19 protein-coding genes and 2 pseudogenes are annotated in these 26,450 nt (G+C 67.8%); 15 read left to right on the forward strand and 6 right to left on the reverse strand.

Going from position 1 to position 26,450, the window contains the following annotated elements; all coding sequences use genetic code 11:
* Nucleotides 1–29 precede the first annotated feature (29 nt).
* Complete coding sequence (locus KOR34_RS09255; protein ID WP_146564265.1) at nucleotides 30–1,106, reverse strand: DUF1559 domain-containing protein; 1,077 nt, start codon at nucleotides 1,104–1,106, stop codon at nucleotides 30–32.
* 100 nt (nucleotides 1,107–1,206) lie between these two features.
* Between KOR34_RS09255 and mntR the strand changes: the two are divergent.
* Nucleotides 1,207–1,641, forward strand: a pseudogene (gene mntR / locus KOR34_RS09260) (manganese-binding transcriptional regulator MntR); the annotation flags it as partial.
* Between the two features lie 486 nt (nucleotides 1,642–2,127).
* Here mntR and KOR34_RS09265 read toward each other — a convergent pair.
* A complete protein-coding gene (locus KOR34_RS09265; protein WP_146564269.1) occupies nucleotides 2,128–3,681 on the reverse strand; it encodes a calcium-binding protein in 1,554 nt (517 codons plus the stop codon).
* Nucleotides 3,682–4,294: 613 nt separating this feature from the next.
* Between KOR34_RS09265 and KOR34_RS09270 the strand changes: the two genes are divergently transcribed.
* Nucleotides 4,295–4,579, forward strand: a complete 285-nt coding sequence (locus KOR34_RS09270; RefSeq protein WP_146564271.1) for a hypothetical protein — start codon at nucleotides 4,295–4,297, stop codon at nucleotides 4,577–4,579.
* 6 nt (nucleotides 4,580–4,585) lie between these two features.
* On the opposite strand, the gene KOR34_RS09275 is transcribed toward KOR34_RS09270, so the two are convergent.
* Nucleotides 4,586–5,995, reverse strand: a complete 1,410-nt coding sequence (locus tag KOR34_RS09275; RefSeq protein WP_146564273.1) for a vitamin K epoxide reductase family protein — start codon at nucleotides 5,993–5,995, stop codon at nucleotides 4,586–4,588.
* Between the two features lie 351 nt (nucleotides 5,996–6,346).
* Nucleotides 6,347–7,228 (reverse strand): DUF4394 domain-containing protein, encoded by an 882-nt coding sequence (locus KOR34_RS09280; RefSeq protein ID WP_197531275.1) that lies wholly within the window; start codon nucleotides 7,226–7,228, stop codon nucleotides 6,347–6,349.
* A gap of 286 nt (nucleotides 7,229–7,514) precedes the next feature.
* Between KOR34_RS09280 and KOR34_RS09285 the strand changes: the two genes are divergently transcribed.
* From KOR34_RS09285 to KOR34_RS09295, 3 genes are read left to right on the forward strand one after another with little or no spacing between them, the layout of a single operon-like run.
* Nucleotides 7,515–8,060 (forward strand): hypothetical protein, encoded by a 546-nt coding sequence (locus KOR34_RS09285; RefSeq protein ID WP_228714555.1) that lies wholly within the window; start codon nucleotides 7,515–7,517, stop codon nucleotides 8,058–8,060.
* A 16-nt stretch (nucleotides 8,061–8,076) separates the two neighbouring features.
* On the forward strand, nucleotides 8,077–8,688 hold the full coding sequence (locus KOR34_RS09290) for a sigma-70 family RNA polymerase sigma factor (protein WP_146564277.1): 612 nt from the start codon (nucleotides 8,077–8,079) through the stop codon (nucleotides 8,686–8,688).
* Nucleotides 8,678–9,487 (forward strand): zf-HC2 domain-containing protein, encoded by an 810-nt coding sequence (locus KOR34_RS09295; RefSeq protein ID WP_197531276.1) that lies wholly within the window; start codon nucleotides 8,678–8,680, stop codon nucleotides 9,485–9,487. Before KOR34_RS09290 ends, KOR34_RS09295 begins: the two co-directional genes overlap by 11 nt.
* A gap of 16 nt (nucleotides 9,488–9,503) precedes the next feature.
* Here the strand turns inward: KOR34_RS09295 and KOR34_RS09300 are convergent, their stop codons facing one another.
* Together KOR34_RS09300 and KOR34_RS09305 are read right to left on the reverse strand one after the other, a co-directional pair.
* Entirely contained in the window at nucleotides 9,504–11,648 is a 2,145-nt protein-coding gene (locus tag KOR34_RS09300) for a prolyl oligopeptidase family serine peptidase (protein WP_197531277.1), read from the reverse strand.
* 43 nt (nucleotides 11,649–11,691) lie between these two features.
* Complete coding sequence (locus KOR34_RS09305; protein ID WP_197531278.1) at nucleotides 11,692–12,813, reverse strand: glycoside hydrolase family 18 protein; 1,122 nt, start codon at nucleotides 12,811–12,813, stop codon at nucleotides 11,692–11,694.
* Nucleotides 12,814–12,934: 121 nt separating this feature from the next.
* Between KOR34_RS09305 and KOR34_RS09310 the strand changes: the two are divergent.
* The 10 genes and pseudogenes from KOR34_RS09310 to KOR34_RS09355 all read left to right on the forward strand — a co-directional run.
* Nucleotides 12,935–14,632 (forward strand): annotated as a pseudogene (locus KOR34_RS09310) (phytoene desaturase family protein); the annotation flags it as partial.
* Nucleotides 14,633–14,700: 68 nt separating this feature from the next.
* Nucleotides 14,701–15,237, forward strand: coding sequence for a response regulator transcription factor (locus KOR34_RS09315; protein ID WP_146564285.1), 537 nt, complete (start codon nucleotides 14,701–14,703; stop codon nucleotides 15,235–15,237).
* Nucleotides 15,238–15,505: 268 nt separating this feature from the next.
* Entirely contained in the window at nucleotides 15,506–16,201 is a 696-nt protein-coding gene (locus tag KOR34_RS09320; protein WP_146564287.1) for a cytochrome c3 family protein, read from the forward strand.
* 87 nt (nucleotides 16,202–16,288) lie between these two features.
* The gene (locus KOR34_RS09325; RefSeq protein WP_146564289.1) at nucleotides 16,289–19,600 is read left to right on the forward strand and encodes a TAT-variant-translocated molybdopterin oxidoreductase; all 3,312 of its coding nucleotides are present in this window, start codon (nucleotides 16,289–16,291) and stop codon (nucleotides 19,598–19,600) included.
* Nucleotides 19,601–19,666: 66 nt separating this feature from the next.
* A complete protein-coding gene (gene nrfD / locus KOR34_RS09330) occupies nucleotides 19,667–21,064 on the forward strand; it encodes an NrfD/PsrC family molybdoenzyme membrane anchor subunit (RefSeq protein WP_146564291.1) in 1,398 nt (465 codons plus the stop codon).
* Between the two features lie 57 nt (nucleotides 21,065–21,121).
* Entirely contained in the window at nucleotides 21,122–22,462 is a 1,341-nt protein-coding gene (locus KOR34_RS09335) for a quinol:electron acceptor oxidoreductase subunit ActD (RefSeq protein ID WP_146564293.1), read from the forward strand.
* A gap of 79 nt (nucleotides 22,463–22,541) precedes the next feature.
* Nucleotides 22,542–23,810, forward strand: coding sequence for a hypothetical protein (locus KOR34_RS09340; RefSeq protein ID WP_146564295.1), 1,269 nt, complete (start codon nucleotides 22,542–22,544; stop codon nucleotides 23,808–23,810).
* A gap of 75 nt (nucleotides 23,811–23,885) precedes the next feature.
* Nucleotides 23,886–24,248, forward strand: coding sequence for a hypothetical protein (locus KOR34_RS09345; RefSeq protein ID WP_146564297.1), 363 nt, complete (start codon nucleotides 23,886–23,888; stop codon nucleotides 24,246–24,248).
* Nucleotides 24,249–24,267: 19 nt separating this feature from the next.
* Nucleotides 24,268–25,146, forward strand: coding sequence for an SCO family protein (locus KOR34_RS09350; protein WP_146564298.1), 879 nt, complete (start codon nucleotides 24,268–24,270; stop codon nucleotides 25,144–25,146).
* A 20-nt stretch (nucleotides 25,147–25,166) separates the two neighbouring features.
* Entirely contained in the window at nucleotides 25,167–26,435 is a 1,269-nt protein-coding gene (locus KOR34_RS09355) for a cytochrome c oxidase subunit II (RefSeq protein WP_197531279.1), read from the forward strand.
* The last annotated feature ends 15 nt before the right edge of the window (nucleotides 26,436–26,450 follow it).

Below are 26,450 nucleotides of genomic sequence, written 5' to 3' on the forward strand. Positions count from 1 at the left end.
TGCGCCTGTGGGGTTGCGCCTGCGGCCGGCTACAGCGCCTCGAGGCTGACCTCTTCCTCGTTCATGCTGGAGTGCTCTGCCCAGACGATCAGGTCGACGTCGTCCGTGACGAAGCGGACGGAGCCGTCGCCCAGCGCGACGTTGCCGCCGCCGGTGTGCTCGGCGAACATCTGCCCCACGTGGTAGGTCGGGAAGTTGATGGGGTGGATGATCGGCGCGCCGGTGATGTCGAGCTCGCCGCCCGACGGGCCCGCGTGCACCAGCACCAGCGTGGCGGCCGCGTCGGGCCCGTTCTCCGGCGAGCTGAACCGCGGGTGGGTGAACGCGCCGGGCACGACGCCGACCCAGGTCTTGTCGCTGAGGCCCGAGGAGTGTTCGCCGAAGAAGATGGTCTTCGACAGGCCGTCGGTGATCTGCTTGAGCCGCACCTGCGAGCCGCGGAAGAACGGCCCGTCCGCCACCTTCGACGCGTCGCCGTTGACGGTGATGGTCTCGGTGGTGCTGTTGTAGATGTCGGTGAACACGACGCCGGTCGACGCGGCGCCGCACTCGCCCCAGCACGACTCCTGCCCGTGGCTCGCCACGTAGTTGGACCGCCCAACGTAGGGCACGACCCCACCGATCGAGAGCGGGGCGCCCGGCTCGTCGAGCACCTGGAACGGGTCGCGCGGGCCGGAGCTGGACGGGCAGGAAAACGTGGTGGGCTCGGCGGCGATCGCCTGCTGGTGCTGCGGCGCCCAGATCGGCTCGGTGAGGTCGATCTGCGCCGCCAGCGCCGACTCTTCGATGTGCGGCAGCAGGTGGGCGCCCCAGCCCCAGCCGGGCGGCGCGTCCCAGGTTTGTGGGTCGCGCGTCGCGGGGGGAGGCGTCTGGGTCGAACGCGACGCGTAGCCCGGCGGCAGGTGCTTGTGGGCGTCCTCGAAGCCGAGCGTCGCGAGGCCGATCTGCTTCAGGTTGTTCAGGCACTGCGAACGGCGGGCGGCCTCGCGGGCGGCCTGCACGGCCGGCAGCAGCAGCGAGATCAGCACGCCGATGATGGCGATCACCACCAGCAGCTCGACCAGGGTGAACGCGGGGAGGGGGCGGCGGGAGCGGGGGGCGGGCATCGGCGGTCTTTCGGATGGGCGAAAGTTAGCACAGGCTAAACTTGCGGGGAATTTTAGCCGGTGCTAAACTGGCGGTCAAGCAGTTTCAGCAAGGAAGACGGCGCAGGCGACAAACCGTATGACAGGCAGCCCCCGACCCGCGGCCCCGTTCCGCCGCACCCGCAACGACCACGCTAGCGAGACCGCCGAGGACTACGTCGAGGCGATCTCCGACGTGATCGGCGAGAAGGGGCAGTGCCGCGCCGCGGACCTGGTGCGGCTGTTCGGCGTCAGCGCGGTGACCGTCAGCAAGACCGTGGGCCGCCTGCGGGCCGCGGGCCTGGTGGACGCCGAGCCGTACGGGCCGCTGGAGCTGACCGCCAAGGGCCAGAAGCTGGCGGACGCGTCCCGCCGCCGGCACGAGGTGGTGCTCGACTTCCTCCGCGCCATCGGCGTCAGCGAGGCGACCGCCCAGATCGACGCCGAGGGGATCGAGCACCACGTCAGCGACGAGACCCTCAAGCGGATGAAGTCGCTGATCAAGAAGCTGCGTTAGGCCCGGCCGCCCCGCCTTCTCACTGCAGCAGGAACTCGGCGTTCGCCGTTGCTTGCTCCGGGGGGATTCTTGTGGAAACCGGCCACCTGGTGTGGTCGAATAGGTGGTGAACTTACGCGCACACAGCCGGGAAAGGCCCACCGCAGCAGCGGGCGGGCTCGGCTCTTGCTGCGCGGTCAGTGATGGCGGCCGCTCGCGCGGCTGGGTTTCTGTTTTGTCCCTTGCGCGACCACGATCGGACAAAACCCTCGGGCCCGGTTCCAAGGCAAGCTTCGTAAGCGATTGTTTGAAAAGCACTTACGGGACATCGGGGCGGACGTGCGCCCAGAGTTTTGTCCCCTCCGCTCGTGTTTTTGGACAAAACGAATCGGACAAAACCCAGCAGGTCAGAACTCCGCCGACCGGTGGGAGCGGTCTGTTGGTGGGCGCCGGCCCGAACCCATGCCCCCTCCCCCGAGGCCGAGGGAGGGGGCCCAACCGGTTCCCCTAGAAGATGAAGTCGAAGGGGTCCGCTTCGACGTCGTCGTCCTCGTCGGCGAGGATGTAGTCGACCACGCCGTCGAGGGCCTCGATCTTGTCGGCGCCTTGGCCGCCGATGAGCAGGTCGGTGTCGTCGCCGCCGTTGAGGCGGTCGTCGCCGAGCTGGCCGAACAGCACATCGAAGCCGGCGCCGCCGAACAGCGCGTCGTCGCCAGACCCGCCCAGCAGGATGTCGTTGCCCCGCTGGCCGTGGAGGGCGTCGTTGCCGGCGCCGCCGTTGATGCGGTCGTTGCCGAGGCCGCCGCCGATGCGGTCGTTCCCGGCGCCCCCGCTGATGCGGTCGGCGCCCGACCCGCCGGAGATGGCGTCGTCGCCGGCGCCCCCTTCGATGTGGTCGTCGCCCAGCATGCCGTAGATCAGGTCGGCGCCGCGGCCGCCGCTGATGCGGTCGGCGGTGCGGACACGCAGGTCAGGCGCCGGCGCGGCGTTGGCGGAAAGCTCCCCGGCGTCGTCGGGGAATTCGGCGATCTCCTCCAGGCTGCGCACGAGCGCCTCGGCGTCGTCGATCGCGGAGTGGCGGGCGTCGGGCCGGGCGTCGATCGGGTCGTCGGTGGAGGGGAGCTCGTCGCGCGGATCGCCGACCAGCACGTCGGCGCCATCGCCGCCGCGGATGGCGTCGGCGCCCCAGCCGCCGAAGACAAAGTCATCGCCGGCGCCGGCCGAGATGCCGTCGTCGCCGCGGCCGCCGAGGATCAGGTCGTCGCCGCTGCCGCCCTCGATCTTGTCGGCCAGGGCGCCGCCGAGCAGTACGTCGTCGCCGGCGCCGCCGGAGAGCGAGTCGTTTCCGCGGCCGGTGTTGCCGTACCGGCGGGCGTAGTCGACCAGTCCGGCGTAGTCGTCGGGGACGTCGTTCGTGGCGTCGCCGAAGAGCCAGTCGTCGCCGGCGCCGCCGCGGAGGGTGTCGTGGCCGTCGCCGCCGGCCATGGCGTCGTTGCCGCGGCCGCCGTTGAGGTTGTCGTCGCCCAGGCCGCCGACCAGCGCGTCGTGGCCGTGGGAGCCGGCCAGGTGGTCGTTGCCTGCGCCGCCGATCAGCAGGTCGTTGCCGAGCCCGCCGCTGACGCGGTCGTCGCCGTCGCCGGCCACCACGACGTCGTGCCCTGCGCCGAGCACGGCGGAGTCGTCGCCCGCGCCGAGGTAGACCTCGGCGTTCTGGGTCACGTTCCAGCCGAAGCGGACGCGGTCGTCGCCGCCGCCGGTCTTCATGTAGATCTTGGTTATCAGGGAGTTGTCGTAGCTGGTGATCTCGCCGTTGACGTTGACCACAAGCCGGTCCCCGGAGACCGACACGCGGATGCGGTCGGCGTCTTCGGTGCCGACCACAAAGATCGCCCCCTCCGGTGGTTCGGCGGGCAGCGTGTCGGCGGCGGTCGGGTCGATCGCCATGAAGTCGGCCGCCAGCAGCGTGCGGCTCTCCAGGCGTTCGACCCGGGCGCGCCGCGCGGACGAACGGCGGCGGTTGAGCAGGCTCTTGCGGGCGTTGTGTTTCGATAGGTTGGCCATGGTTCTTGTCCTGTAGAAGAGTTGGTAAGCGCCCCTCACGCTTGGTGGGCGTCCGCTCGCGGAGGCGGACGGACAGCGGCCGAGCGGTGCTCGGCCCGAATGGCCTGGCCCCGTGCGAGGCCCCGGTCGCGGCTGGCCCAGCCCGCCGGTCTGCCTAGCACGTGCAGCGGCGCCGCCCCAGATGGCGCCGGCGGGGGCGTAAGAGAAGTTGTGCCCGCCGCTGATTCGAGTATTGGCGGCCGGTCGCCGGCGGATCAAGCGAGAACTAGGGTCTTTCCAGATAAGGGACGGCGTCTCTCAGCGGGACGCGTGGGAGTCTCGTGTTGGGATGCGCGGGCCGGTTGGGCGGTGCGTTTTGCGCCTCGTTGCAGCGGTGCGCGACGCGGGATTGAACACCGCCGCCTGGGGTGCGCGGGGCCGCGTGTGCGGGTCGTTGCGGTTGGCGCGGCGAGGGGGGGCGTCGGATGTTGCGAAAATGCGACCGTGGCGTTTGCACGACGCGCGTCGCAGCGCACAGTTGCTTGGACGAAACCACCGCGGCCCCCCGCGCTCCCCGCGAGCGCCCCGCCCCCTGTTTCCCACCTCCCCGCCGCGGCCGTCCAGGAGGGACAAGATGAACAAGACATGTTTGGCGCTTGCCGCCGCGATGGTCATCACCTCGTGCAGCGGCTGCTGCTTCTGCCGTCGGTTGTTTACGCCCCGCCCGGCGGTGGTGCAGCCGGCCCCGCTCTGCGCGCCGGCCCCGGCGCCGTCCTGCTGCCCGAGCTCGCCGTGCGGCGGGTGCGACAGCTGCGGCGTGTCGGCTGGCTACGGCGGGTCGGAGCTGAACTACGCGCCGATGGACTCGCCGCAGGTGATCTACGGCAACAACATGCTGCCGCCTGGCCCGCAGGGCTGAGCCACGCTACAGGCCAAACTTCGACCTCAGCAGGTCGTCAAAGGCGTCCGGGTCTTTCGGCACGCCCTGCACGGCGCTGTACTCGAACAGCATCACGGGCAGGCCGCCCTTGAGGCTCTTGAGGCTGGTGCACTGATCGTTGATGCGGTTGGCGACCTCGTCCCGCAGCTTGCTGCTTAGCAGGACGTCGTCGCCAACCAGGTCGGCTGCGCGGACCCGCGCCTTGGTGATCCGCGGCGGCTTGTCGCCCTCCATCAGCCAGTCGTGGTAGGCGGGGAACTTGTCGGGTGCCAGCCGCCACACGCTGATCGCCAGGCGGGCGTAGTCGCAGGCGTGCCGCGCGGCCTCTGACGGCTCCTTGCCGGCCGGGAAGTTCGGGTTGCACGCCGGGTTCAGCGGCAAGTTGTGCACCACAACCGCGACCTGCCCGTCGTGGTCCTCCAGCGCCTGCTTCACATACGGGTGCAGCGCGCGGCAGTGCTTGCAGGTGTAGTCGACCACCTCGACCATCACGTGCTTGGCGTCGCGGCTGCCGAGCACCGGCATCTGGTCGAGGTCGACCGGCTCGCTCAGGCCGACGAAGCGGAACTCACGGTCGCCGGCGCCGCCGGACGCGGCCTCGGGCGAAGCGCTGAGTTCGATCGGCTCGAGCGGGGGTGGGGCGCCGTCTTCGGTAGGGGCGGCAACCGGGTCGTCGTCGTCGGTTGGCTGGTCTTGATCGTTGCCGGCGTCATCGGTCGGGTCGGTTGGGGGCGCCTCCGCGTCGGCACTGGTCGCCTGGTCGGGCGTGGCGATCACGACCTCCTGCATTGCGGGCGACTCGTCCTCAGACGCCAATTGTCCGCCTACGAGGGCCGCCACACCGAGCACCGCGCCCAGCGCTCCCAGCAGCGGGCCACCGGACGCACGCCTCGGCGCCGCCCTACGCCGCACACCGGGCACCGTGGCGCTCACCAGCGTGGCGGCACGCTGCTCATCGGAGCCGGCTGCCGCTGAGATCAGGTAGAAGGTGAGCACCGCCGTCAGGGCCGCACACACGTGCACCGCCAGGCACCACGGGCAGAAGCCATGCAGCAGCACCGCCTGAACGCCGACAAACCACGCGCCGGCGCCAAACGCCGACAGCGACAGGCACGCCAGCAGCGCGAGGGTCGCCCGACCGGGCCGCAGAGCGGCCGCCCAGGCGGCTGGGATCATCATCAGGTAGACGCCTACCGCCAGCAGGCTGACCGGCACGCCAAACCACTTCGACCAGCGGCTTGCGAGGATCTCGTCGCATGCCGGCCCATCAATCGCTCCGCAGCCCGCTACGGGGCCGGCGGTGATGGACTTCCACGCCAGGTACGCGGACACGCCGGCGGCGGCCAGCGCGAGCAGCGAGATCAGCAGGGCGGCGGTGGTGCGTTTGTCCCGCATAGCGAGGCGGTTCCTTGGGCGGCGGCTACAAGGCCGAGGTCGAGTGGGTCGATCCTCGTATTGTAGTCGCCGCAGCCGGAACACGCTCGCCGGCGCTGCTCACCAAGCCTGGCGCCAGGCCCCGGGGGGCCGGTTGTGACGCGCCCCGCGTCGCACGACTCTCACAACCGCTAGGTCCCGCTCCAGACTGCGCTGCCGCGACCCAGCGTGGCAGCGCACGAAAGCAGCCGCCTGGGAGGCGGCTGCTGCGAGGTTGGATGAGCTGGGGTACCGCAGGCGACGCCGGTTGGCGGGGTCGAGTCAGAGTCGCTGGGGGGACAGCTTGCCAACCGACGCGCCTAGCGGGTGGAGCTACGCATTGCGGCGCGTCCGTCGAACAGCGCCCACGGCGCCAATCGCCGCCACGGCCAGCAGCGAGGTTGCCGGTTCGGGAACCGGGGAGACGGCCATCGCGGTGATCACGATGCCGCTGCCGATCTCGCCGATACCCGTCCCCGTGCCTGTGGTCAGGTCGACGGTCCAGAAAGTCGAGAATGAAGTGGCGGCGTCCTCGATCGCCATGTAGCCCACGCCCGTCGATCCAGAGATGTCGAACCCGCCGGTCGCGGTGACGTCGGTCCCGATCGAGCCAACCGTGCCAAGGGTGCCGGCCGAGTTGGCCTGCGTGACCAGGATGTCCAGGCCGGTGTCGACGCCGTACAGCTGCGTGGAGGTCGTGCCGGCGAAGCTGTTGGTGTACGAGGCGTGCACCACGTTGGGGTCTTCGTTCTCGTTGGGGTCGCCCGGACCGTAGAACAGGTCGGTCACGACGGTCGCGCCGCCCGTGTCCGGGTGCAGCACGTAGTTGGCGTTGGTGTCCGAGTCGAGGCGGATTCGATCGATCACCGGGTTAAAATCGAACCCAAAGTTGGAACCGCTGATCGGCGGCGCAAACGGGCCACTGCCGACCTCAGACGCCATGCCGGTCGACGTGTCGAGTGTGTAGAGCCGGCTGAAACTTCCGAGCGCATAGAGCTGACCGGTCGCCGGACGGAAGTCGATGCCAACGACCCTCTCGTTGCTCTGCAGACCCATGATCGCGGAGCCGCTCAGCAGCGCGCCGGGCGCGGTAGAGTCCCAGCTCACAAGGGTCTGGTCGTCGGTGACGCCGAAGACGATCTCGCCCGCCGGGGCGGAGCCGGCGATAGAGAGTGTGGCGGTCACGATAAACGCCAACGCGAGTCGTTGTTTCATTACAGCTGCTCCTGGTGCTTGCTTTTGTGGCGGGCGCATGGGCGCCCAATCCGATTACCGGAGCTACGGCCGGTCGCGTGCGACGGATTCAAGAAACTCGAAGTTTCCCTCAAGTGTTCGAAACCATGGTGCGAAATTGACCGACCCGGTCGCTGAGCCTACGATGCAGTCCGCGCTTCAGTAGCGTGCACCGCTCGTTGCTCATGTGTCTTGCAGCTCCTCTCTGAGGCCAATTGTGACGCCCGTTCCCCGTCCTGCCGCGCGACGAAACCGCCGTTGGGCGCTGATGGGCGCGCTGGCCGCGGCGGGGTTTGTCGCCGGGTGGCTGGGCGCGGCCGCGCCGCTCGGTTGGGCGACCACTGGTCGCACAACGACCAGCCCCAACTCCCAGCCGATCGATGGCCCCCCGCTGCCGGAAGAGCTGAGCCTCCCGCGGCCTGAACTTTCGCCCGGGCAGGTGGTGGCGGAGCAGATGGACGCGCTCTCCCGGTGCCGCCACGACCGCAGCGCAATCCACCAGGTGCGGGCGTTCGCTTCGTCGGCCAACCGGGCGGCGACGGGGACGGACGCGGAGTTTGAGAAGATGGTGTTGTCGCCGCCGTACGACACGATGGTGGTGAACCGGAGCTGGCACGCAGGTCGAGCGGCTCAGCACGGGGACCTCGCCACCGTGCTGGTAACCGTGGTCGGACCCAACAACGAGGTCGCGCTGTTCAGGTTCTACCTGAGCCGCGACGCGGGCGAGGCCAATGGCAGTTGGCTGACGGACCATGTCTACTGTCTGACGGGCGGAGCGCCGCCGGCGCCCGCCACCGAGCCGTCCCAGATCTAGCCGCAGGCGTCCGCACTTGCCAGAAGCCGCTCAGCCAGACGCCGCGCCCGACGGCCCGACCGACTCCACCTTGATGGACCGAGTGGCCCACGGGGACCGCGCGGCGCTGGCCGAGGTGTACGACCGCTACGCGGCGATCGTCTACGCGGTCTGCCTGCGGGTTCTGCGGCAGCCGGCAGACGCCGAGGCGGCAGTTTCGGATGTGTTTCTGGAAATCTGGCGGAAACCTTCGGGATTTGATGGCGCCAGGGGCTCCTGCCGCACGTACTTAGTAACGCTGGCCCGTAGCCGTTCTATTGACCGATTGAGGTCGGCCGCCACCCGCCGCGGCAAGACGGCCGAGGCCCAAGAATCGGGCGCCTCAGCGACCGGCAACGACGCGTCGGCCCCCGACCCCTCCGCGGCGGTTGAGTCGTCCGAGCAACGCAGCGCCGTGCGGCTGGCGGTGCGTCAGCTCAGTGACGAGCAACGAGAAGTGTTGATGCGGTCCTTCTTCGATGGTCTCACCCACAAGCAGATTGCTGAACAACTCGGCCTTCCGCTGGGCACCGTCAAGACGCGCATCCGGAGCGGCCTCAAGACGCTCCGACGTGTGCTGGCCGAGATGGGAGTGCGTGATGCGGTGTGACGAGGTTCAAGACCGACTGCCCGAGTACGTCGCGGGCTCGCTGCCCGAGGGCGAGCGGGCGCGTGTCGACGCGCACCTGCGCTCGGGGTGTCCGGAATGCGCCGCCGAGCGTGACGCCATTGAGCAGGCGGTTGGCCTGCTGGCTGAGGGCCTGCCGCCTGTCACGCCCCGCGCGGGTCTCCGCGACGATGTGCTGGCCGCCATTGAGAACGAACGCGTAACGCCGGCGACGGCCGGCAATCCGGCTAGTGAACAAAGCTGGGCAGGGTACCTGCCGTACCTGGCGGTCACGGTTTGTGCAGCCGTGGTCGGCGTGGCCGCTTCGTTGTTCCTGGGCCCCGGCGGAGCGACCGACCCTGGGGGTGTGGCCGGTGTGAGCGACCCCGCAGCCGACGAGGCGGGCGTCATCCAGTGGCGCCGGCGTGTCGCGGCCGCCGAGCGCGAGTTTGGACCGCCGCGGGCGCAATTGACCGGCATGCCGACCAGGTCCGAGGACCCGCGGATCCAGGCGGTTGTCTTCTACGACCCGCTCGCCAGCCAGATGCACGTGCTGGTGGCGGGCGTTGAGGTGAGCGATCCGGGACGCCGCGTGTGGGCCTGGTTCGTCGACGACGCCGACGCGGTGCTGTTCGGCGGCCCTCTCGACTCGATCGGCGCCGCGCAGGCGAGCGGCGTCGTGGATGTCCCCGGCGACACCACGCGTGTCCGCGGCGTGCTGCTCACCGATGAACCGGCCGGCGACCACGCCGCGCCCACCGGCCCAGAGTTGGGTCGGATGCAGATCGGCGCCGAGCCGTGACGCCAATTCCATTTCGCTACGGCGAGTCGTCGGGCCGCAGGTGGTAGAGCAGGAACGCGATGTCATCGGCGGCCTGCTCGATGAGCTTGGTGGTGGGCGTGCCGGCGCCGTGCCCGGCCCGCGACTCGATGTGCATCAGGATCGGCGCGTCGCCTGCCTGGGCGGCCTGCATTCTTGCTCCGAACTTGAAGCTGTGCATCGGCACGACGCGGTCGTCGGTGTCGGCGGTGCTGATCAGGGTCGGCGGGTAGGCGGTCCCGGGTTCGATGTTGTGGTAGGGCGAGTAGGCTAGCAGCGTCTCGAACTGGTCGGGCTCGTCGGCCGAGCCGTACTCGCTCCGCCAGAACTGACCGGCCGTGAACTGGTGGAACCGCAGCATGTCCATCACGCCCACGCCCGGCAGGCACGCGCCGAACAGCTCGGGCCGCTGGGTCATGACCGCGCCAACCAGCAGGCCGCCGTTGCTGCGTCCCTGGATGCCGAGCGTCTGGGGGCTGGCGTACTTGTGTTCGATCAGCCACTCGGCCGCGGCGATAAAGTCGTCAAAGACGTTCTGCTTCTTGTCGAGCTTGCCGGCCAGGTGCCAGTCCTCGCCGTATTCGCCGCCGCCGCGGAGATTCGCCACCGCCAGCACGCCGCCCTGCTCCATCCACTCCAGGCGGCTGACGGAGAAGCCGGGCGTGACCGAGATGCTGAACCCGCCGTAGCCGTACAGCAGAGTTGGGTTCTGCCCGTCGAGCTGAATCCCCTTCTTGTGCGCCAGGAACATGGGTATCCGCACGCCGTCCTTGCTCTCGTAGAACACGCGGCTGACCTGGTAGTCCGCTGGGTTGAAGTCGACCTTGGGCTGGCGGACCAGCCGGCTCTCGCCTGACGCGATGTCGTAGCGGTAGGTGCTGGGCGGGTGGTCGTAGCTGCTGTAGGTGTAGAAGGTTTCGGTTTGGTTAGGCTTGCCGCCAAAGCCGCCCGCGCTGCCGAGTCCGGGCAGCTCCACAGTGCGCTCCAGCTCGCCGTCGACGCTGTACACCTTCACCACCGACGCCACGTCCTGCAGGTAGCTGGCGATCAGCTTGCCGCCGACGTGCGACACGTCTTCCAACGCGGCGTCGGACTGTGGGATGACTTCGACCAGCTTGTCGAGCGCCGGCTCGTTGATGTCCATCGCCACCACCCGCCGTCGGGGCGCCTGGTAGTCAGTCAGCAGGTAGAGTGTGGCGCCATCGCTGCCGATGGGGGCGAACAGGTGGTCGAAGTTGTCGACCAGCGGGCGGAACTCGGCCTCCGTTTCCGCCGCCGGGCGGTAGTACAGATGGTTCTGCCAGTCGGTGCCGTGGCGGGCGGTCGCGAGCAGGTACTTGCCGTCAAACGTGCGGCTGACGCCGAGTGACCAGTCCGGGTGCTCCGGGATGCGGAACACCAGCCGGTCTTCCGCCTGGGGCTCGCCGAGCTTGTGGTAGTAGATTGCCGGGTTTAAAGCGGCCGATTGAAACTCCTCGCCTTCGGCCGGCTCGGGGTACCGTTTGTAGTAGAACCCCTCGCCCGGCTTGTCCCAGGTGACGCTGGTGAACTTCACCCACTTGAGCTCGTCGGGCAGAGTCGACTTGTCGTCGAGGTTCATCACGTAGATGGTCCGCCAGTCGCTGCCGGCCTCGCTCTTCTGGTAGGCCAGGAAGCGGCCGTCCTCGCTGGCCGACGTGCCCGCCAGGGCGACCGTGCCGTCGTTGCTCCAGGTGTTGGGGTCGATCAGCACCTGGCCGTCGGCGTCGTAGGCGTCGGTGATGTACAAGACGGCCTGGTTCTGCAGCCCGTCGTTCTTGGAGTACAGGTACCGATCGCCCACTCTGCGGGGCGGACCGTAACGCTCGAAGTTCCAGAGCTCCGTCAGCCGCTCCTTGACCGCTTCGAGCCCCGGCAGGTTCTCCAGGTAGCTGTCGGTGAATGCTTGCTGCGACTTCACCCAGTCGGCGACCTCGTCCGACACGCGCACGTCGTCCTCGAGCCAGCGGTACGGGTCCGGGACGCTCTGCCCGTGCAGCACGTCCACGTGGTCGACGGTCCGGGTCTGTGGGTACGGGGGCTTGTCCACGCTGGGCGCCTCGGCGGGTACGGGAGTGGGTACGACAAACAGCAGCGGCGTCATCAACCAGGCGGAGGGCTTCATGGCGTTGCTCAATGTGGGGCGAGGTTGGGTGAGAGGCGGGGCGTCAGTTCGCGGGCGGCCAGGCGCGGTAGGCGGACTGCAGCAGCCAGTGGGCGCCGTCGGGCATCAGGTCTTGGTGGATCGCCCAGAACGACAGACCCCGGTAGCCCTGCTGCTGGGCCCACTTGGACTTCTCGTCGATGCTGTTGCGGTCGTCGAAGCAGATCAGCAGCGGCGACTTCCGCTGCGCGGGGGGCCTCGCCCAGGGGGCATGGCTGTCGTGGTCCCACATGGCCGGCCAGCCCTGCCCGACGAGCTCGCGGACCTTGCGGAAGTCGAGCGCGCCGTGCTGCTGACGCTTGGCCGGGTCGAGCGGCTCCAGCGGCTTGGAGACCGGCAACGCCCTCCCGTACATCGGCAACCCGACGATCAGCTTCCCCTTCGGGACTCCCCGGTCCTTGTGCCAGTACTCCATGGCCGACTGCACCGATCGCCAGCTGCGCTCCGGGTCCTTCGGGGAAGGGAACAGCGGCGCGTGGTGTCCTGCGGTCCGCTCCCAGGGCCCGCTCATGTCGTAGGCCATGACGTTGAACCAGTCGATGCGGCTGGCGATGGCGCCGGTATCGAACCACTTGCCGAGGTGGTTGGACGGCGGCACCGCCGCGGTCAGCAGGTAAGGGGTCCTCCTCCGCGAACGCCGAGCTGCCGCGTCGAGTTCGCCGCGGAGCAGCTTCACGAGCCGAGCAAAGCCCTCCATGGTTTGCTGGTTGTGGGGCGACTCCCAGTCGATGTCGACGCCATCGTAACCGTTGTCGATTGCCGCGGCGGTGACCGACTTCGCGTATGCCTCAAGGCGTTCGGGCGATTGGGCAATCTTTGTCAGGCCCTCCGCGGTCTTCCCGCCGCCCAGGCTGAGCAGCACCCTCACACGGTTCTGGTGGGCCGCTTCGGTCAGCCGCTTGCTGGGGACCAGGTCGTTCTCGACCAGTTCTCCGTCGGAGTCGACCGCCAGGAACGCGTGGCTGACGTGCGTCAGCTGGCGCCACGGGATCTGTTCGATCGGCAGGTCGCCGATCGCCGCGTAGTAGCCCAGGAACACCCGTGGGGTCCGCTGGGCAGTTGCGGGCGTGGCGCAGGCCAGAGCCGTGGCGAGGATCATCAGCGGGGCGAGTCGGCGGGCGACCATAGCGGCTACTCTGGCATTTCTCGATTCGTGACTTTCGCTATTCTTATGGTCCGTCAAACAGGAACACTCCGCCAGCCCCAAACCCCCTAGGGCGCCAGGAGCGGGCACGCGAAAGGAATCGGCGCACATGGCAGGCAACGCGGCGTACGACGCGGTTATCATCGGCGGCGGTCACAACGGGTTGGTCTGTGCCTGCTACCTTGCCAAGGCGGGCAAGAAGGTCTGCGTGCTGGAGCGCCGGCACGTGCTGGGCGGCTGTGCAACGACCGAGGAGCTTTGGCCCGGCTACAAGGTCAGCACCGCGGCCTACGTGATCAGCCTGTTCCTCCCGCAGATCATCCGCGACCTCAAGCTCAAGGAGCATGGCCTCGAGGTCCTGCCGCGGACTCCTAGCTCGTTCACCCCCCTGCCCGACGGCCGCAGCCTGCTGATGGGCCCCGACGCCGAGCTGTGCCACCGCGAGATAAGCCAGTTCAGCGCCCGCGACGCCGAGCAGTACCCCAAGTACGAAGCCCTGCTGGAACGGGTAGCCGCGGTGCTGGAGCCGGTGCTCAGCGAAGCCGCGCCCGACCCGCTGCCGCTGCCAGCCAGCTGGCGGAAGATCGGCATCCCCAAGAAGATGCGGGACATTAAGAAGGGCTGGTCGATGTATCAGGCGATGGCGTCGCTTGGGGACGACATGCCCGCCGCCATCGAGCTGCTCACCGGCCCCGCGCGACCTATCCTGGAGCGATGGTTCGAGTCAGAGGCGCTCAAGGCCACCCTCGCGACCGACGCCATCATCGGCGCCTTCCTGTCGATCAGCTCGCCCGGCAGCGCGTACGTGCTGCTGCACCACGTGATGGGCGAGGCGGGCGGCGCCCGCGGCGTGTGGGGCTACGTCCGGGGCGGCATGGGCGCCCTGTCTGAGGCGCTCGCCAGCGCCGGGAAGCAGTTGGGGGTGGACGTGCGACGCGAGTCGCCGGTGGCCGGCATCAACACCAGCGGCGGCAAGGCGGTCGGCGTGACGCTGGTTGACGGCTCGGTCATCGAGGCGCCGGTCGTCGGCTCGAGCGTCGACGCGCACCTGACGTTCGAGAAGTTCTTACAGCCGGCGGATCTGCCAGAGAGCTTCCGCACGGCGGTGGCGAACATCGACTACGCCTCGGCGTCAATGAAGATCAACCTGGCGCTCGCCGAGCCGCCCAACTTCACCGCCCGCCCGACCGAGCCGGGAGCACCGCGGGGCGTGATGCCGCACCACCACGGCACGATGCACATTGGCCCCTCGATGGACTACCTGGAACGCGCCTACGACGACGCCAAGTACGGCCGTCCGGCCGAGGAGCCGATCCTCGAGATGACGATGGCGACCAGCGTCGACGAGACCATCGCCCCGGCCGGCAAGCACATCCTGTCGATGTTCGTACAGTACGCGCCCTTCAACCTGGCGCCGCTAGACGCCCGCGACCGCACCGAGGAGACCGTGCAGAAGTCGCCCGACCAGTGGGACGCTATCAAGGACGACTTTGCCGACCGCTGCATCCGCAAGCTGGCCGAGTACGCCCCCAACGTGCCCGACGCCATCGAGCACCGCCAGGTGCTCAGCCCGCTGGACCTGGAGCGGACCTACGGCATCACCGGCGGCAACATCATGCAGGGCGCGATGAACGCCAACCAGCTCTACTGCTTCCGGCCGGTGCCGGGATGGGCCGACCACCGCACCCCGGTCAGCGGACTCTATCTGTGCGGCGCCGCCAGTCACCCAGGCGGCGGTGTGATGGGCGCGTGCGGCAAGAACGCGGCGGAAGAGATCCTCCGCGACGGTCGGTGGGGGTAGCGGTCCTGGGGCAGCCGTATGCTGGCTAGCTGTTTGTCGGGGCGCCCCGTTTGTGGCAAACTAGCCGAATGGCCCAGAAGCTCCTGTTAGTCGACGACGATGAGCTGCTCCGCGAGCGGATGGCGCGGGCGTTGACCAAACGCGGGCTCGAGGTGCACCCGGCCGCAAACGCGGATGAGGCAGTCGCCGTCGCCAGAGCGGAGGGGCCGGACCTTGCAGTGCTCGACCTCAAGATGCCAGGCCGCACCGGACTGGAGCTGCTGACCGAGCTGCGGGGTCTGCTGCCCGAATTGAAGTGTGTGATCCTGACGGGGTACGGCAGCATCGCCAACGCGGTCGACGCGATGCGGCTGGGCGCGGTCAACTACATCACCAAGCCGGCCGACGCCGATCAGGTCGTCGAGGCGTTCCGCCGCGGCGGGGGCGAGCTGCCTACCGAGCCCGCCGCGGCCGACGAGATCCACCCGCCTTCGCTCGCCGAAGCCGAGTGGAACCACATCCAGCAGACGCTTTCGGACTGCGACGGCAACGTCACCCGCGCGGCGGAGAAGCTCGGCATCCCCCGTCGTACCCTGCAACGCAAGCTGAAGAAGCTGGCGCCTTAGTGGATCTGGGGCGCCGCGGCGCCAGCGGCCACGCGCAAACATCCAAGCCCACCCATTCGGGTGTGACTCTTTGCCGTCTAGTTGAGCCGCGATTCGGTCGTTATCTTTAGCTCCTTACTGCACTTGTGCAGCGTCGCGCTCACCGAGTCACGCCTCGAAGTAGCTCTTCTAACTGACGTTGCATAGGTGCTGGCGGGCCGTCCTGGAGACCAGGCCGGTTCGTCGTAAGTCGTTTTTTGATAGACACTTGCAATTTGACGGACCGGCTGTGGACCGCTTTCACTTTCCGCCCTGGGTCAACACGTTCACTCTGATGGTGCTCGGCGGCGCTGCCGCGGGCGGCGCCTACGTGGGCGGCATGTTCTTGTACGGCACCTGGCCTAGCGTCATGAACGCCGGCTACGCGCCCGAGCAGCCCGTCCCGTTCAGCCATAAGCTGCACGCCGGCGAGCTGAAGATGGACTGCCGGTACTGCCACAACACCGTGGAGTCATCGGCCCACGCCGCGGTTCCGGGCACGAACGTGTGCGCGAACTGCCACCGTGGGCCGGGCGCGGACGGCAACAACACGACCACCGCCGTGCACACCGCGAGCCTCAAACTGCTGCCGATCCGCGAGGCGATCACCACCGGCGAGCCGATGCAGTGGGAGCGGGTCCACGACCTGGGCGACTACGTCTACTTCAACCACAGCGTCCACGTGAACCGGGGCGTCAGCTGCGTTGAGTGTCACGGCCGCGTCGATCAGATGGAGCGGGTCGAGCAGATGAAGCCGCTGAGCATGAGCTGGTGCCTGGAGTGCCACCGCAATCCCGCGCCACGGCAACGCGACCCCGACCAGATCACCAACCTGGCCTGGAGCCTCGACGGCGACGTCGACCCGCAGGCTTACGGCGAGGAGCTGCAGAAGAAGCACGGTTGGAGCTCGCAGGCGCCGACTAGCTGCTCCACCTGCCACCGGTAGACAACGGGACCTCTCACGCAGGCCCCGCAACCAGGCCGCCCGCGGCCTTTCCGCAACGCGCAACCGATCACAAGTCAGCCTCACGCGATGAGCGAAGCAACCACTCAAACCCGCACCAGCTCCCCCAAGTCGGGCCCCAGCAAGTACTGGCGCAGCATCGACGAGCTGCAGCAGACCCCCGAGTTCCTGGAGTTTGTGCACCGGGAGTTCCCGCAGGCCGCGGACGAGATCCCCGCAGGCGTCAGCCGCCGGCGTTGGATGCAGCTGATGAGCGCCTCGTTCGCGCTGGCCGCTGTGCAGGGCTGCCGGTGGAAGACCGAAACGATCGCCACGTTCTCCGATCGCCCCGAGGGTTACGTCCCCGGGTCGATCACCAAGTACGCCACCAACATCGATTGGGCGGGCGCGCCCCGGCACCTGCTGGTCTCGTGCTACGACGGCCGCCCCATCAAGGTTGACGGCAACCCCAATCACCCGGCCAGCCGGGGTGGCAGCGACTCGTTCAGTCAGGCCGCGACGCTTTCGCTGTACGACCCCGACCGCCAGCAGCAGCCCATCGACCGCAGCGGCAAGGAGGCGCAGGGCGTCGACTGGGCCGACGTCGAATCGCGCTTGGGCGAGCTCGCCACCAAGCTCGGCGAAGGTGGGGGCGCCTCGCTGGCGGTGCTCAAGCAGCCAACCAGCTCGCTGTCGATCGACGCCGCACTCAAGTCGCTGCTGGAAAAGTTCCCGCAGGCCAAGCTCTACGAGTATGCCCCAATCTCGCGCGAGGCCGAGCTTGCGGGCGCCGAGCTCGCCTTTGGCGAGCGGGTCCGCACCCGCTACAGCCTGGCGGACGCGAAGGTAATCGCCTGCTTCGACTGCGACCTGCTGAAGGACGACCCCGAGTCGATCGCGCTGTCGGCCGACTACGCTGAGGGCCGCGACCCCGACGGCGAGATGAACCGCCTGTACTGTGTCGAGAGCCAGTTCAGCATGACCGGCGGCTGCGCCGACCATCGCCTGCCGTTGAAGTCGTCGGCCGTCCCGGCTGCCCTGTCCAAGCTGCTGGCTCTGGTCGAGAGCGGCGAGGTCACCGTGCCGGCGATTGCCGAAGACGCCAAGTCGCCGACCGAAGACCAGTTCCTGGCCGCCCTTGCCCAGGACCTGCTCGCCCACAAGGGGGCGGGCGTGGTCGCGGTGGGCGGTTGCCAGTCGGCCGAGTCCTTCGCCTTGGCCCACAAGATCAACGCGGCTCTGGAGAACGCCGGCCAGACGGTGCTCTACTCGGCCGAGCCGCAGGGCGCCGCCGAGGTCAAGCCGCTCGCGGACCTGGCCGGCGAGATCGCCGCGCGGCGCATCGACACGCTGGTGATCCTGGGCGGCAACCCCATCTACGACGCGCCGGTCGACCTCGACTTCGCGAAGCGGCTGGGCGAGGTAGAGACCTCCATCCACCTCAGCCCCTACGACGACGAAACCTCGCAGGCCTGCACCTGGAGCCTGCCGGAGACCCACCCTTTCGAGTCGTGGGGGGACACCCGCGCCTGGGACGGAACGGTCTGCGTTCAGCAGCCGCTGATCGAGCCGCTCTTGGGCGGCAAGTCGGCCCTGGAACTGCTGTGCCTGATGGCGGGCGTCGAAGAGTCGCCCCGCGAGTTCGTCCGTGCTGCGGTGGCCGATCAGGCCGGCGGGCTGGACGACGCCGGCTGGGAGCAGCTGGTGCACGACGGCTACCTTGCCGACAGCGCCGCCGAGGCGGCCAGCCCAGGCGTGCAGGACTTCGAGTTCGAGCCCGCCGCGGCCGGCGAGATGGAGGTGGTGCTGACCGTCAGCGAGAGCACCTACGACGGCCGCCTGGCGAACAACGGCTGGCTGCAGGAAACCCCCGACTTCATTACCAAGCTCACGTGGGACAACGCGGCCCTGATCAACCCCGAGACCGCCAAGTCGCTCAATGTTGGCCAGGGGCAGATGGTCACGGTCACGGTCGGCGAGCGTTCGCTCGAACTGCCGGTGTTCATCCAGCCCGGCCAGGCGAAGAACTCCATCGGCGTGGCGCTGGGGTACGGCCGCAAGGCCGCCGGCCGCGTGGGCGGCCTGCTGAACGAGTCGGGCGGCGCGGTGCAGGGACTGTTCCCGAACGGGATCTACGGCACCTGGGTGCCGATCTCCGCGGCACCGGTTGGCTTTGACGCCTACCAGCTGCGCACCACCGATGGCGCCCGCGTGCTGACCGATGGCGTGAGCGTGAAGGGCGCCAGCGGCAAATACACGCTGGCCACCACCCAGGACCACCACGCCATCGACGTCGGCGGCCTGGAGGCGATCACCGAGCGTTCCTTCGAGTTCATCCGCGAGGCGTCGCAGGACTTCTACAAGGAGCACCCGAAGTTCGCCCAGGAGATGGGCCACCACATCGCGACCGAGAACCTATGGAAGGAGCCCAGCTTTACCCGCGAGTCGGACGCCGGCGACATCTCGCCGGACCGCTACAAGTCAACCACGGGCAACGCCTGGGGCATGGCGATCGACCTCAACAAGTGCGTCGGCTGCAACGCCTGCTCGGTCGCCTGCCAGGCGGAGAACAACGTACCGGTGGTCGGCAAGGACATGGTCAGCCGCGGACGCGAGATGCACTGGATCCGCATCGACCGCTACTTCCGCAGCCACGACGGCGAGTTCTCCGAGAGCCCGACCGTGGTCCACCAGCCGGTCGCCTGCCAGCAGTGCGAGACCGCCCCGTGCGAACAGGTGTGCCCCGTCGCAGCGACGATCCACAGCGCCGAGGGCCTCAACGACATGGTCTACAACCGCTGCATCGGCACGCGGTACTGCGCCAACAACTGCCCGTTCAAGGTCCGCCGCTTCAACTACTTCCACTACAACTGGGAGCTGGAGCGTGAGGACTGGCCGGCCGGCAAGATCAACGAGTCGAAGGTCAACGCGAACCGCGAGCTGCAGCGGCTGGTGATGAACCCCGAGGTGACCGTGCGTCACCGCGGCGTGATGGAGAAGTGCACCTACTGCACGCAGCGGATCTCGGCCGCCCGCATCGAGGCGAAGGTCGAAGGCCGCTCGATGGCCGATGGCGATGTCGTGGTCGCGTGCCAGGAGGCGTGCTCGACGAACGCCATCACCTTCGGCGACCTCAACGACGAGAACAGCAAGGTCGCCCAGGCGCACGCCAGCGGCCGCGCCTATGGAATGCTTGATGGCCTGCACCTGCGGCCCCGCACGCAGTACCTGGCCCGCATCCGCAACCCGCACCCGGCCCTCAAGCAGTTCCAGCCGCCCAACCCCGAGATCCACCACGGCGGCCACGGCGACGACCACCACGACGAGGGCGGGCACGGCGAAGCCGGCCAGGGCGAGGACGGCGCCGAACAAGATCACGCCGAAGCCAATCACACCGCCTAGCGAAAACCAAACGCCGGCCGCCCCACGGGGCGGGGGTGCCAAACTACTACCAAGCACACGTTCACTATGGCCACAGCCGACATCGCCTTTGGCAACCCGGACATCTCGCCCACCGAGGAGTGGGTCGAGCCGCACCTGGTGCAGGGCGACCAAACCTACGACTCGATCACCGAGACCGTCTGCCGGATCGCCGAGAACTCGCGGCCCCCGATCGCGTGGTTCGTCGCGTTCTTCGTGGCCGCCAACACGGCCGCCATGTTCGGCGCGCTGATCGGCTGGCTGCTGATCACCGGCGTGGGCGTGTGGGGCAACAACAACCCCGTGTTCTGGGGCTGGCCAATCGTCAACTTCGTGTTCTGGGTCGGCATCGGCCACGCCGGGACGCTCATCTCGGCGATCCTGTTTCTGTTCCGCCAGCACTGGCGGACCAGCATCAACCGCTTCGCCGAGGCGATGACCATCTTCGCGGTGGTCTGCGCCGGCACGTTCCCCGGCATCCACGTGGGCCGGGCGTGGTTCGCCTACTGGCTGTTCCCGCTGCCGACGGCTCAGCTGTCGATGTGGCCGCAGTTCCGCAGCCCGCTGCTGTGGGACGTGTTCGCGGTCGGCACCTACGCGACGGTGTCGCTCTTGTTCTGGTACATGGGCATGATCCCCGACCTGGCCACTCTGCGGGACCGGGCCAAGCACCCGGTGCGGCGGCTGGCCTACGGGATCCTGTCGATGGGCTGGACCGGCTCGGCCGGGCACTGGCACGTTTACGAGAAGGCCTACGGCCTGCTCGCCGCGTTAGCGACCCCGCTGGTGCTCTCGGTGCACACGATCGTTAGCTTCGACTTCGCGGTCTCCCAATTGCCGGGCTGGCACACCACGATCTTCCCGCCGTACTTCGTCGCGGGCGCCGTGTTCAGCGGTTTCGGCATGGTGCTCACGCTGATGGTGCCCGCCCGCGAGTGGTTTGGCCTCAAGGACCTGGTCACGACGCGGCACCTGGAGAACATGTGCAAGATCATCATCGCCACCGGGTCGATGGTCGGCTTCGCGTACGCCACGGAGTTCTTCATCGCGTGGTACTCCGGCAACCCCTACGAGCAGTTCACGTTTGTGAACCGGGCGTTCGGACCCTACTGGTGGGCCTACTGGATCATGGTGACCTGCAACGTGATCTCGCCACAGTTGTTCTGGATCAAGGCGGTCCGGACCAGCCCGATGCTGATGTTCATCATCTCGATCTTTATCAACATCGGCATGTGGTTTGAGCGGTTCGTGATCGTCATGACCCTGCACCGCGACTTCCTGCCGTCCAGCTGGGGCCTGTTCAAGCCGACGCTGGTCGACATCCTGATGCTGATCGGCAGCTTCGGTTTGTTCTTCACCCTGTTCCTGCTCTTCTGCCGCTTCCTGCCCATCATCGCGATGGCCGAAGTCAAGCAGGTGATGCACATGGAGAAGCACGGGCACTAATCGCCCGACGCCGACCGCCGACTTCCCAATAGAGTTAGCCGCACAACACGCCTCCCAATGTCCGACGACGCCAACAACACGACGCCCCCCGAGCCGAAGCTGCTCGGCGTGCTGGCCCAGTTCCCTGACGCGGACGAGCTGGTGACCGCCGCCCGCAAGACCACCGATCAGGGCTACCGCAAGGTGGAGGGGTTCAGCCCGTTCCCGATCCACGGCATCGACGACGCGCTCCGCGCACCCAAGACCATTCTGCCGTGGATGGTCTTCTGCGGCGGCCTGACCGGCTGCCTGGTCGCGTTGGCCATCCAGTACTACATGAACGGCGTCGAGTTCCCGTTCATCTACAGCGGCTACCAGTTCCCGATCAGCGCCAAGCCGATCTTCAGCCTGCCGGCGAACATCCCGGTCACCTTCGAGCTGATAATCCTGTTCAGCTCGTTGACAGCGTTCTTTGGCATGTTTGGGCTCAATGGCCTGCCGAAGCTGCACAACCCGCTGTTCAAGAGCGAGCGCTTCAGCCGCGTCACAAACGACGGCTTCTTCCTGTGGATCGACGCCGCTGACCAACAGTTCGATGAGGCGATTGTCGGCGACTGGCTCAACTCGGTGGGCGCCACGCACGTCGAGACGATCCACGAAGAGGTCGAGGGCCGTCAGGTACCGGCGTTCCTGCTCGCGATCGGCGCCGTTGGCGCCGCGGTGGCCCTGGTGCCGCCGCTGTGGGTGGCCGCCGCCGCCGGCACCTCCACCAGCCCGCGGCTTTCGCTCTGGTGGGACATGGACTACCAGGCGAAGCTCAAGACCCAGACCGCAACCGACCTGTTCGCCGATGGCCGCGCGATGCGGAAGGCGCCGGTTGGGACCATTGCGTGGGGTTCGATCGAGGCGAAGCAGGACCAGCGGTACTACGAGGGCATCGAGCCCGACGGGGTGGCGTCCGCCGCCGTGCCGGCCCACTTCGTGAGCGCTCAGGTCGAAGGCGACGCGGCGGCCGCGGGGCAGCCCGCCGAGGTCCCACCCGAGCCGAATTGGACCAAGGACTTCCCGCTGGAGGTCACGCAGGAACTGATGGAGCGTGGTCAGCAGCGGTTCAACATCTACTGCGCCACATGCCACGGTCAGGCTGGCTACGGCGAGGGCCTAGTTACCCAGCGGGCGATGAGCCTGAATCAGGGAACGTGGACCAGGCCGCTAAGCCTGCACGACGAGGCGGTGCGCGAGCAGCCGGTCGGGCGCATCTACAACACCATCACCAACGGCATCCGCAAGATGCCGGGCTACCGACTGCAGATCAACGCCGAGGACCGCTGGGCGATCGTGCTCTACGTCCGGGCGTTGCAGAAGAGCCAGCACGCCTCGCTCGACGAGATCCCCGAAGAGGACCGCCCCGTGCGGTAGCGCCCCGGCGCACCGCGAGCCAGAGCGGGCGGCGCCCGCTGCCGAAATCCAACCAACGCCCAGCGCTTCACAACGACCCATGGCTACCGCCGCGACCACCACGACCGATGCCGCCCCCGAGGAACTCTCGGCCGGGACGACGTTTTCCCCGCTGGCCGGCCCGGCCCTGATCGCCGGCGCCGTGCTGCTGCTGATCGCGGCGGCGATCGGCGTCTCGACCGGCAGCGCGGCGTTGTTCTGGCACGCGTACCTGATGAACTTTGTGTACGTGGCCAGCTTCGTGATCGGCGGGCTGTTCTTCACGCTGGCGTGCCACCTGTTTGGCGCCTACTGGGCGACCTCCATCCGCAGACTGGCGGAGATCGTGGCCAGCGCGATGCCGGTGATCATCCTGCTGTTTGTTCCGATCGCCCTCTTCGTCCTCAACGACGAGACCGGCGCCCTCTACCCGTGGGGCGACCGCGCCGCCACGCTGGACGACGCGGTCCTCAAACCGAAGGCGGACTACCTCTCGCCCAAGTGGTTTGTGATCCGCGCGGCCATCATCTTCGCGGTTTGGGCGTTTGCCACCCGGATCATGGTAAAAGGGTCACTGAAGGTGGACAAGACCGGCAGCGTCGCAACGCTGCGTGGCCTAGCCCGCTGGAGCGGCCCGCTGATGGCGCTGTTCGCGGTGAGCCTGAACGTGGCCGCGTTCGACTGGCTGATGTCGCTCGACCCAGTCTGGTTCAGCACGATGTTTGGCGTGTACTACTGGGCCGGCTGCGTGCTGGGCTTTCTGGCGCTGCTCACGCTCATGATCCACTTCCTGCAGAGCCGCGGCATGATCACCCAGTCGGTCCGCGTTGAGCAGCGGCACGACATCGCCAAGCTGATGTTCGCGATGGTGGTGTTCTGGGGCTACGTGACGTTCTCGCAGTTCATGCTGATCTGGTACGCCAACGTGCCCGAGGAGACCAAGTGGTACGCCGACCGCGGCGCCCCGGCCCCGTTCGGCATCTCATCGATGACCGGATGGCTGTTTATCCTGCACCTGTTGATCCCGTTCCTGGGCTTCATGTCAAAGCGGGTCCGCCGCAACCCGCAGGCGATGGCCGGCTGGGCCGCCTACCTGCTGGCCGTCCACTGGTACGACCACTACTACATCGTGATGCCGACCCTGAAGGTGACCTACTCGTTCACGGGCGTATCGTCGGGCTCGGCGCCGCCGTTCGTGCTGGAGGCCCTCTGCCTGGTCGGCATGCTGCTGGTGCTGATCGGCGCAATCGCCCGGGGCACGACCCGCAAGTGGCTGGTGCCGATCAAGGACCCCCGCATGCACGAGGCCCTGACGTACGTCAACCACTAGGCCGCGACCCCGGCCGGGGGGCCGCCCCGGCGACAACATTCGATCTCCAGCACGCCGCTAACCGCTAGCATACCCATGAGCGACACTGCTCCCGAATCCGTACTGCCGCCCGCCGAATCCGGCGTCGAGGCGGACGACCTGAACACCACCACCATCGTCGTGGTGGGGCTGATCTCCACCGCGCTGGTGCTGGCGTCCGCATTGGGCGTGAAGGCCCTCTACTCGGCGTACATCAACATCGATTCGGCGAAGAAGGCGTTGGTGGCTACCGCCAGCGAGGCGGATTCGTTGGTGCAGCAGCAGGACTCCTCCCTCCTCGGGGCCCCGCACGAGATCGCCGGTCAGCCGGGGGTCTACTCGATGCGTATCGACGACGCTATGAAGCTAGTAGTGAAGGAACTGTCGGCCGAGCAGTCCCAGGGCCAGGAAGGCCAGTAACCCGCGCTGCCGAATAGTCATGACCCGCTTCCCCACTTTCATCCTGATCGCGATTGTCCTGGCGTTGCTGGGACCGGTGTGCGCCCAGGGGCAGCTGCTGGAGGACAAGCCGGACGAGATCAAGGACGTCGGGGTCGACGAGAAGCGGGGCGCTCAGATCCCGCTGCAACTCAAGTTCCGAGACGAGAACGACCGCGTCGTCTCGCTGGGCGACCTGTGCAACGGCGAGCGGCCGGTGCTGCTGTCGCTGAACTACTCCGACTGCCCGATGCTGTGCCGCGTGCAGCTGAACGGCCTGGTAGACGCGCTCAAGCAGATGGAGATGACCGTCGGCGAGGACTTCGACGTGGTGAGCGTCAGCATCGACCCACGCGAGAGCCCGCAGCGGGCGAAGAAGACCGAGGAACTGTATCTGTCTAGCTACGCAAGGCAGGGCACGGCGGGCGGTTGGCACTTCCTGACCGGCACGCAGCAGAACATCACCAAGCTCGCCGACGTGGTGGGCTTCCGTTACAAGTACGTGCCCGAGCGACAGGAATTCGCCCACACCGCCGCGGTTATGGTCTGCTCACCCGAGGGAATGGTATCGCGGTACCTGTACGGCGTGATGTTCGACCCCCAGACCGTGCGGCTCTCGCTGGTCGAGGCCGCTGACGGCAAGGTCGGATCGGCGATGGACCAGATCATCCTGTTCTGCTTCCACTACGACGAGACCAAGGGCCGGTACGGGCCCGTGGCTCGCAACATAATGACCGCCGGCGCGGCGTTCACGGTCCTGACCCTGGCCGCCTGCCTGCTCCCGTTCTGGGTGCGTCGCAGTTCCGGCACGCGCCCGACCGACGGACCACAGGAGGAGCGGTTCGCTCCCACCGATACCCCGGACCCCCAAGCGACATGACGTTCCCCGTGTTGTCCAACATGACAAGCCCCGCCCTGCTGGCCGATTGGTTCCGCCCCGGCGCGTCGACCACGGCGCACTACGTGGACAACTTGTTCTACGTCATCTCCGTGATCTGCGTGTTCTTCTTCGTGCTGATCATCGCGATGATGGCGTGGTTCATGTGGAAGTACCGCGCCCGCCCGGGGCACCGCGAGGAGCACACAGCCCACCACAACAACGCGCTGGAGATCACGTGGTCGGTGATCCCGCTGATCCTGGCGATCTGGATCTTCTTCCAGGGCTTTGTCGGGTACGTGGCGATGCGGAACACGCCGCAGGACGCGTACGAGATTGAGGTCATCGCCCAGAAGTGGAGCTGGTCGTTCGTCTACCCGACCGGCGCCATCTCGCCCGAGCTGCACGTCCCCAAGGACCAACCGGTCAAGCTGATCCTGTCGTCGAGGGACGTGATCCACAGCCTGTACATCCCCGCTTTCCGGGTGAAGATGGACTGCGTGCCGGGACGCTACAACGAGATGTGGTTCGAGGCGACAACCGCGTCGGACGAGGTCAAGGATCCCACCTGGGACAATGACCAGAACAACCCCGAACTCAAGTACACCGACGGCAGCGCCACCTACGATGAGGCCGCTGCGACCGAGGGGTACGACCTGTTCTGCACGGAGTACTGCGGCACATCCCACTCGTCGATGATCACCAAGTGCATCGTGCACGACGAGGCCGGGTTCCAAGAGTGGATGAAGAAGGCGATGGACCCCCGCAGCCAGGGCACCCCGGTCGAGGTCGGCAAGCAGCTCTACAACCGCCGCGGCTGCGCCCAGTGCCACACCATCGACGGGACCGACCGCCCCGGGCCCGGCGGCCCCAGCTTCAAGGGCCACTACGGCGAGACCGTCACCTTCAAGGACGGCTCGACCGGCAAGATGGATGATAACTACATCCGCGAGTCGATCCTCAACCCGCAGGCGAAGATCCGGCAGGGCTACAACCCGATCATGCCGACCTTCCAGGGCCAGCTGAACGAGGACGAGATCTTCGCCCTCCGCCAGTACATCCGCAGCCTAAACGACGAGGAAGTCAACGACTGGGCGCCCAAGGAGGGTGAGGAAGGCGAGGAGGCCGAAGGCGAATCGGAAGAGGCCAGCGCTGACGGGCCCGCGACGCCCCAGGAAGAGTCCGCCGGCGACGCCGAAGATGACGACGAAGCCCCGGCGACCGCTGAGCAACCCGCAACCACGGACGAGGCCGACAACGCCGACCCCGAAGAGACCGAATCCGACGATTAACTTTTGAATCGCCAC

The sequence above is a fragment of the Posidoniimonas corsicana genome, from assembly GCF_007859765.1.
Lineage (GTDB): Bacteria > Planctomycetota > Planctomycetia > Pirellulales > Lacipirellulaceae > Posidoniimonas > Posidoniimonas corsicana.